This window comes from Rhodococcus sp. (in: high G+C Gram-positive bacteria) (genome assembly GCF_049286785.1).
In the GTDB taxonomy this organism is placed as follows: domain Bacteria; phylum Actinomycetota; class Actinomycetes; order Mycobacteriales; family Mycobacteriaceae; genus Rhodococcus_F.
The window spans coordinates 1-8,436 of sequence record NZ_JBAQEO010000436.1 but is presented as its reverse complement, the minus strand read 5'-3'; the positions used below and the strand labels follow the sequence as shown (position 1 = coordinate 8,436).

Sequence of the window (8,436 nt, the reverse complement as noted above, 5' to 3'; positions counted from 1 at the left end):
GTGCCAAATCGATGAGCGAATCCCCGTACAACCCGGTAGCGCCTGCCCTGGCCAACGCCATCGCCGACGCCACCGGCGCACGCCTGCGCGAGATCCCGATGAATCCCGCGCGGGTGTGGCGGGAGGTGTCGCGGGTGAGCGGGTCGTAGATGAAATCGGGGAGACTTGATGCCCTGGTGGCGATTCCATCACTTGTTCGGGCCAGGGTTTCGTGCCGCCCGAAGGGTATGGAGCCAGCCAGCGCATCACCCACCGGTCACGGGTTGGGCCGTGCCGCTTTCTGCCACCGAGGCTGTCTTACGGATCACTACGGCAACAACCGTTCAATGGCGTCCCGGGTCCGAAGTGCTTTGCTGCCGTATTCCTCGAACAGGTCGGGAGTGAGTCGAGAAGACGGACCGGAGATACTGAAGCATGCGCGTGCCGCCGCCTTGCGGTCGCGCAGAACGACGGCAATCGCTGAAATCCCTTCGTGCAATTCCTGCTCCGTGGTGGCATAGCCGCGCTGGCGAGCAAGACGAATTTCGTTCCAGAGTCGGTCGGGGTCGGTTTCCGTCTTCGTTGTGACCTTGGCCGGTGCGGCTGCCAGATATGCGACGATCTGCTCATCCGGCAAGGCGGCCAGATAGGCCTTGCCGGTGGCTGCCGCATGCAACGGCAGCCGGGATCCGAGTGCGAGAAACGCGCGTAGTTGGTGCGGACTGTCGAGTCTTTCAACGAGGACGAGTTCATCCCCGTCAGGAACGGCAAGGTGAACTGTCTCGCCGACCGCGGATTGAAGCATACCGAGTTCGGGGAGGGCGACTTCGCGGAGGTGATCGCCGGAGGCCACCGCACTGCCGACAGTGAATGCGCGACCGGTGATGGACCATCGACTCTCCCCGGGAACGGGCCGTACCCATCCGGCCTCATGCAGAGTCTTGAGGCAGCGCTGCACCGTGCTCTTCGGGACGCCGAGACGGCGAGCGAGTTCGCTGAGCCCTACAGGTTGACTCTCGGCTACTGCTTCGAACACGTGCAGTGCGGTGCGCACGCTGTTCACTACGCCTCCCCATCGGGACATGCACCGGCCTTGACGGCATCCATGCCCACTTGTACCTTCGTTTAGACCACATAGTAGCACACCGGTCCATATGGTGGACCAATGGATCGAGAGAAGCGTTGATGTCTGCACCACTACTCACTGCACTGTCCGAAGCCCAAGACGATGCCGCTCACGTGGTCACGGTCGGCAACTCGGTGTTGTCACGCGAGGACCTGATCGGCGCCGCCACGGCGGTTGCGGACAAGATCGCCGGAGCCCGACGGGTGGCCGTCGATGCGCGCGCCGACATGAGCACTGTCGTGGCCGTCGTCGGATGTCTCTTCGCGGGCGCCGCGGCTGTTCCTGTTCCCCCCGATTCCGGCGCCCTCGAGCTGCGCCACATCCTCGCCGATTCCGGTGCGGAACTATGGCTGGGAGCGTCCCGGCCGGACGTCCTTCTCCCGTCGATCCCGGTCGACCCACGAGAACGTTCGTCGACCAGCCTGCCCGAACCATCGGGCGATGCTCCCGCGCTGATCGTGTATACCTCGGGCACCACCGGGGCGCCCAAGGGTGTGGTCCTCTCGCGCCGAGCGGTCGCCGCGAGCCTGGACGGACTCGCCGAGGCGTGGCAGTGGACGCCCGACGATGTTCTGGTCCATGGCCTGCCGTTATTCCACGTGCACGGGCTCGTGCTGGGTGTGCTCGGCGCCCTGCGGGTCGGATCTCCGCTTGTGCACACCGTGCGCCCGACTCCGGAGGCATACGCCGCCGCGGGCGGATCGTTGTATTTCGGTGTCCCGACCGTGTGGTCCCGCGTGTGCGCGGACCGCGAGGCGGCCCGTGCACTCGCCGGGGCTCGATTGCTCGTCTCGGGAAGCGCTCCGCTTCCTGCGCCGGTGTTCGAGGATCTCGTCGCTCTCACCGGGGCCGCGCCGATCGAGCGATACGGCATGAGCGAAACCATCATCACCGTCAGCACCCGATACGACGGCGAGCGTCGACCGGGATGGGTGGGGTTGCCGCTCGACGGGGTGCGGACGCGGCTGCGTGCCGAGTCGGGAGCTCTGGCCCCCCATGACGGAGAGTCCCTGGGGCAGTTGGAGATCGCTGGTCCGACACTGTTCGTTGGCTATCTGAACAATCCGGTCAAGACCGCCGAATCGCTGACCGACGACGGGTGGTTCAAGACCGGCGACATCGCCGTCATCGGCTCGGACGGCTTCCACCGGATCGTGGGCCGGGAATCGGTGGACATGATCAAGTCCGGCGGGTACCGGATCGGCGCCGGCGAAGTCGAACAAGCCCTGCTGGCGCACCCCGGAGTGCGTGAAGCAGCCGTGGTCGGCGAGCCGGACGTCGACCTCGGACAACGCATCGTCGCGTACGTGGTGGGTGATGCGCAGGACGGCAAGTCGATCATCGACTTCGTTGCCACATCGCTGTCGGTTCACAAGCGTCCCCGCGAGATCCGGGTCGTCGACGCACTGCCGCGCAACGCGATGGGGAAGGTGCAGAAGAAGGCGCTGCTCGCGGGAGATCTGTGATGGACATCCCCGAGGACACCGCGTCCGTCCGGCTACAGGTGACCGGCCCCGTAGCCACGGTGACGATGGCGCACGTGGCCAGACGCAATGCCCTCACCACCGCGATGCTCGACCAGCTCGAGGACATCCTGACCACAGTGCAGCAGGATCGCAGCATCCGCATCGTGGTGTTGACTGGGGCCGGAAATGATTTCAGCGCCGGAATGGATATCCGCGGCCTGCGGTCCGCACGAGAGCGAGGAGTCGAGCTGGAGCATCGGATGACTGCTGCGGAGGAGCGTCTCGCGGCCTTTCCGAAGCCGACCGTGGCTGCCGTCGAGGGGTACTGCGTCGGAGGCGGGATGCAGCTTGCCCTGGCGTGCGATCTGCGGCTGGCCTCGGAGGGCGCGCGCTTCGGCGTCACGCCGGCAAAGCTTGGTATCGTCTACCCCCCTCGGACAGTGGCTCGCCTGGTGCGGATCCTCGGGCCTGCCGCCGCGAAGAGGCTCGTCTTCACCGCCGAGTTGATCGACGCCGATGCCGCGCTGCGCATCGGCCTCGTCGACGAGCTCACGCCCTCCGGCACCCTGGCGGCACGGGCAACCGAGCTGGCGCATCTCGTGTCCACCCGCTCGGCGATCTCCCTCGCGGCCGCGAAGGAGATGATCGACGCGGCGAGCGGAAGCGGCATCGACGACGTCTTGAAGCAGAAATGGGCGCAACGGGCCAACCCGGATGTCACCGAGGGACTCGGCGCCTTCCTGACCTGTCGTGCACCCCGGTTTTCCGACTGGTGAATCGTTCCGCGGCTACCGCCGATCATCGGGCCTGACGCCGGGCCTTGGGCGATCGCGGCGGCGTCACGGATTGGCCGTCGGGAACCGCGCCCTGGCCGTCGGCGGGGAACATCATCGCCGGATTGATAGTTGCGAGGTCACGACTGGCCGCGTCGTAGAGCCCTGTGAGGATGTGCATGGAGCGAATCGCATGCTGCAGTTTCACGGTCACATCGGCCAATTCGACGAGGTTGGACGCCAGCACCTGACGGCGCAGTTCGGCGTAACGATCCGTGACCTCGCGACCGGCGGGGGTGACGGCGAACACCGACGACGTGCCGGACTTGGTGCGTTCGAGCAGTCCCAGGCTCACAAGCTTGCGCAGGTTGTACTGCAGGTTCGGCAGATCGTCGCGGTTGGTGAGTTGAGCGATCGTCGCAGTGTCCTTCGGACGTTCCTGCATCCGGACGACGTGCAGTGCCACCACTTCGTTGAACGCAAGATCGAGGTCACCGGCGACGTGCATGGCTTGCACGGCGAATCGTTCGAAACCTCCTTGCGCCTGCAGGACCGCGAACTCGAATGCTGTCAGCGCTTCTTCGTACGCGTTCTGAGCGAGATGCCAGCGCCGCCCCGGGTCCAGGGGAGCCGGCTCGCCTGACGCGGAGGGTTCAATGGCGTTCATGTGACTGGTCTACTCCCTGGTCGTGTGGTTCGGCCGTCGGACGGCCCTGCCCTCTACCTCGTCCACTCAACACCGCGGCATCGCCAGCAGCCAAACCATTCATGGAATCTCCACGAACTTTCTATTGACTATCCATGGATATTACGTATTGTGATTCAGGACACGACCAGCGCGACTCTGCGGAGTCGGTCACGTCGGATCCTCACTACTCCCCACGCCGTCGAGCGTGGCCCAATCATGGAGGTCAACTCATGTCCGCATCCCCGTACAGCGGATCCTCCGCCGGCGTGACCCGGCACTACGCGCCCTACGTCCAGGCCGACTGGGGCTACGCCAACCACTGGTATCCCGCCCTGCTGTCGCACGAACTCGAAGACGGCACCGCCAAGGGCATCACCATCGGTGGGCACGACATCGCCGTTCGGCGGTCGGCCGGCAAGGCCTACGCGATTTCCGATCGGTGCATGCATCGTGGCGTGAAGCTGTCGGCCAAGCCGATGTGCCTGTCGGAAGGCACAATCACGTGCTGGTACCACGGCTTCACCTACGGACTCGAGGACGGCAGCCTGACCACGATCGTCGGCAACCCGGACGATTCACTGATCGGCAAGGCCGGAATTCGCACCTATCCCGCAGAAGAGGTCAACGGGATCATCTACGTCTTCGTCGGCGACGAGGACTACGGCACGCCACCACCGCTCAGCTCCGATCTACCCATGCGTGTGACCAACGACCCCAACGACACTCCTGTTCCGCACCTGCTGGACGAGGGCATCGTCATCCGCGGCATCCACCGAAAGCTCGTCGGCAACTGGCGCCTCGCCGCCGAGAACGGCCTCGACCCCGGCCACCTGCTCGTGCACTGGGACAACCAGATCCTCGTCGCGCTGGACCGCGCTCTGCCGTTGGGTGTGAACGCCCTGACCGACTCGGCGACCGAGGAGATCGACATCCAGGACGGCCCCAAGGGTGTGATGAACCGGTACGACCGGCCGGATCTGTACCAGCCGGTGCTCGAGAACCCAAAGGTCAATATGAAGGCCCGCGGTACGGTGCCGCACTACTTCCGCACTTCCCTCTGGGTGCCGGGCGTACTGATGGTCGAGCACTGGCCCATCACCGATCACGTCCAGTACGAGTTCTACGTTCCCATCGACGACCACCACCACGAGTACTGGGAGATCATCGCCACCCGGGCTTCGTCGGATGAGGAGATCGCCGAGTTCAACTTCAAATACGAGCACTTCATGCTGCCGCTGGCCCTCGAGGGCTTCAACAACAGCGACGTCTTCGCCCGGGAAGCCACCGAAGAGCACTACACCCGCTTCGACGGCTGGAACAACGAGGTTCTCTGCGACATGGACTACTCCATCATCGCGTGGCGCAAGATGGCTGCACGGCACCCGCGCGGATTCTTCGAATCCCCGTATCAGGACGAGGACTGACAATGTCCATCGCTCCGATCGAGGCGATGCCCGACACTCTGCGTGGCACCACCAGCCGTGTGCGCCTGAACTATACCGACACCACGAAGGAAATCCACGTCCCTGCCGGAACCACCGTCCTCGAGGCTGCGGAAACTGCAGGTGCGCGCCTGGTCAACCAGTGCCGCATCGGCACCTGCGGAACCTGCGTCGGGCGAGTGTCCAACGGAGAGCTGGCCATGCCTGAAGGGCGTGTATACCCGCTGCGTGCAGACGAACTCGGTCAGGGTATGCGTCTGCTCTGCCAGGCGCACGCCCTCAGCGAGGCCGAGGTCGACCTCGACTACTCGGCTGCCATGCTCGAGGAGTACCCGATCATCACCACCTCGGTGAAAGTGACCGGACTGACCTGGCTCGCCGAGACCGTGGTCGAACTAGCAGTGCGCCTACCGAAATCGACCAGTTTCTCCTTCCGGTCCGGCCAATACATCCGATTCCGCGTCCCCGGAACGGACGAGTGGCGCTCGTACTCGATGGCATCGGGTGAGCGACACAAACGTCAGCTGGTCTTCACCATCCGGGTACTGCCCACCGGCGTCATGTCGGATTACCTGCGCGAGACGGCCACGCTCGGAGACCAACTCGAAATGGAAGGCCCGATGGGCTCTTTCGGACTCGAAGAGGACCCGGGAACAACCCTGATGATTGCCGGCGGAACCGGCCTGGCCCCGATGCTTTCGATGCTCGAGTCCCTGCAGACCGCAAGGACCCGCAACTCGGTTCGGCTCGTGTTCGGGTGCGCCCGCCAGGGGGATCTTTACCACCTCGACGAACTCGACGCTCGGCGAAGCTTCATGCCGAACCTGGACGTGCGGGTGGTGTTGGACGAGCAGACCGATCGTCCCGACGTTCTCGTCGGCAATCCCGTCAGCGTCCTCACCGCCGAGGACGTGGCCGACGCGAATACCTCGGCCTACCTGTGCGGCCCGCCGGCGATGCTCGATGCGGCACGCGAGCGCCTGCAACAACTCGGCATGCCGCGCGAGCGGATCCACGCCGAGCACTTCCTCCCCAGCTGAAACCTACTGTGCGGCAGTGCTGCTGCACCCATCACAGATTGCGACACCAGCATGAGTGTTTCCCGACTAGGCGCACTGAGCGTCGACGTAGCGGACCTTGACTCCTGGCGGTACCTGCTCGTGGACCTTCTCGGCCTCGAAGCACGCCCGAGAACCTCCGACGACGAGCCGCTCCTGATCCGCCTCGACGAGCACCATCATCGAATTGCGCTGCACCCGGCCGCGCAGGACCGCATCCGCCGCATCACCTGGGAGGTCGACAGCCCGGAGCAGCTGTACGCACTCGCCGACCGCGTACGGGCCGAGGGTGTCGAGGTCGAGTGGGTACCCACCGGCGACCCTGAGACCCGCAGCGCGGTGGCGGCGTTCCGCTTCGACGACGCCGACGGATTTCCCAACGAAATCTGTTTCGGGCCCACCATGGACCACCTCCCGCTCACGCCCGGTGGGCTCATCAGCGGGTTCGTCACCGGGGAACTCGGCCTCGGGCACGTGGTCCTGATGTGCAAGAACTACCCCGCGGCAGTGGACTTCTATACCCGGGTGCTCGGGTTCCGGCTCTCGGACTACATCGTGTGGGACGGTGCCGACGCCACCTTCCTGCACTGCAACCCCCGCCACCACAGCCTTGCCCTGATGAACGAGTGCTTCAACTTCCGAGGGGGCGACTTCAACCACCTGATGATCGAGGTGGCCTCGTTGGACGACGTCGGTCGTGCCTACGACCGCATCAATGCCGCCGGCATCGACTTGAAGATGACCTTCGGACGCCACACCAACGACGGCGTGACCTCGTTCTACGTCGCAACGCCGTCGGGCTTCGGCATCGAGATCGGCTACGGCGGCGACCTGGTCGACGACCGATGGGTGGTCAAGACCTACCGCTCGCCCTCCCGGTGGGGGCACGAGCCGCAGAAGGCGGGCCGGCCGTGACCGGAACCACCTCCCTTGCCAGCTCCGGAGTGGATGCGCCGGAGTCGAGCGTCGCAGCCGTCGAACGATGTCTAGAGCGGATCATCGAGCGCGACAGCCTGATTCGTGCGTGGGCGTTCCTGGACCCTGAGCTGGCCCTGGCCCAGGCCCGTGCATGCGACGGCGAGGTTCGCCGCTCGATGCTGCACGGCATCCCGGTCGGGGTGAAGGACATCATCGACACCGCCGACCAACCGACGGGCTACGGTTCGGAACTGTTCGAGGGACACCGGCCCGACCGCGACGCCGAGGTGGTCCGGCGCTTGCGGCAGGCCGGCGCGGTGATCCTCGGCAAGACCACGACCACCGAGTTCGCCACCTACCGCCCCACCGCCACCCGCAATCCCCACAATCCCGCCCACTCTCCGGGCGGCTCGTCGAGTGGGTCCGCCGCCGCCGTGGCGGACGGTCAGGTGCCGCTGGCTCTGGGAACCCAGACCGCGGGATCGGTGTTGCGCCCCGGCGCTTTCTGCGGTGTGTTCACACTCAAGCCCACCTACGGGCGATGGCCGTTCGACGGCGTGCTGCCGGTGGCCTTGACCTTCGATACCGTCGGCGGCTTCGCCCGGCACCCGGCCGAACTCGCGGCACTCGACGGGGTTCTCGCCGATCCGGGCCCCGAACCGACCCTGCCCGCCGCTGCACATCTGCGCATCGGGATACTGCGCCCGCCCTGGGCCGATCGCGCCACCCCGGCGGCCGCCGCAATGCTCGAGCGGACCGTCGACGCCCTGCGGGAGGTAGTCGCCGACGTCGTCGACGTACCGGTTCCCGAGGAACTCGCCGCCCTCGACGAGGCCCACACGCTCATCATGGCCGCCGAAGCGTCTGCTGCACTGGCCCACCGCATTCGCCGTCCCGGCCAGGTCAGCGACCAGCTCACCCGGTTCCTGTCCGACGGCCGCAATGCCACGGCCGGTACGGTCCAGAACGCCCGGATCGTGTTGCGT

The 8,436-nt window shown here is 65.7% G+C and carries 8 protein-coding genes; 6 read left to right on the top strand and 2 right to left on the bottom strand.

Annotation, left to right across the window (positions count from 1 at the left end; genetic code table 11):
- Positions 1 to 307 precede the first annotated feature (307 nt).
- Positions 308 to 1,042: an IclR family transcriptional regulator gene (locus WAW17_RS15985; protein ID WP_422333926.1), complete on the bottom strand. Its 735-nt coding sequence runs from the start codon at positions 1,040 to 1,042 to the stop codon at positions 308 to 310.
- Between the two features lie 122 nt (positions 1,043 to 1,164).
- On the opposite strand from WAW17_RS15985, the gene WAW17_RS15980 reads away from it, so the two are divergent.
- Both WAW17_RS15980 and WAW17_RS15975 read left to right on the top strand, forming a co-directional pair.
- Positions 1,165 to 2,571, top strand: coding sequence for an acyl-CoA synthetase (locus tag WAW17_RS15980; RefSeq protein ID WP_422333925.1), 1,407 nt, complete (start codon positions 1,165 to 1,167; stop codon positions 2,569 to 2,571).
- Positions 2,571 to 3,347 carry an enoyl-CoA hydratase/isomerase family protein gene (locus tag WAW17_RS15975; protein ID WP_422333924.1) on the top strand — a complete coding sequence of 259 codons (777 nt, stop codon included), beginning with the start codon at positions 2,571 to 2,573 and terminating at the stop codon, positions 3,345 to 3,347. Before WAW17_RS15980 ends, WAW17_RS15975 begins: the two co-directional genes overlap by 1 nt.
- Before the next feature lie 22 nt (positions 3,348 to 3,369).
- Here the strand turns inward: WAW17_RS15975 and WAW17_RS15970 are convergent, their stop codons facing one another.
- Complete coding sequence (locus WAW17_RS15970; protein WP_422333923.1) at positions 3,370 to 4,011, bottom strand: winged helix DNA-binding protein; 642 nt, start codon at positions 4,009 to 4,011, stop codon at positions 3,370 to 3,372.
- A gap of 251 nt (positions 4,012 to 4,262) precedes the next feature.
- On the opposite strand from WAW17_RS15970, the gene WAW17_RS15965 reads away from it, so the two are divergent.
- From WAW17_RS15965 to WAW17_RS15950, 4 genes are all read left to right on the top strand, one after another.
- Complete coding sequence (locus tag WAW17_RS15965; RefSeq protein WP_422333922.1) at positions 4,263 to 5,456, top strand: Rieske 2Fe-2S domain-containing protein; 1,194 nt, start codon at positions 4,263 to 4,265, stop codon at positions 5,454 to 5,456.
- 2 nt (positions 5,457 to 5,458) lie between these two features.
- Entirely contained in the window at positions 5,459 to 6,514 is a 1,056-nt protein-coding gene (locus tag WAW17_RS15960; RefSeq protein ID WP_422333921.1) for an FAD-binding oxidoreductase, read from the top strand.
- A gap of 51 nt (positions 6,515 to 6,565) precedes the next feature.
- On the top strand, positions 6,566 to 7,447 hold the full coding sequence (locus WAW17_RS15955) for a VOC family protein (RefSeq protein WP_422333920.1): 882 nt from the start codon (positions 6,566 to 6,568) through the stop codon (positions 7,445 to 7,447).
- A partial coding sequence (locus WAW17_RS15950; RefSeq protein ID WP_422333919.1) for an amidase occupies positions 7,444 to 8,436 on the top strand: 993 nt, incomplete at its 3' end. The genes WAW17_RS15955 and WAW17_RS15950, both read left to right, overlap by 4 nt.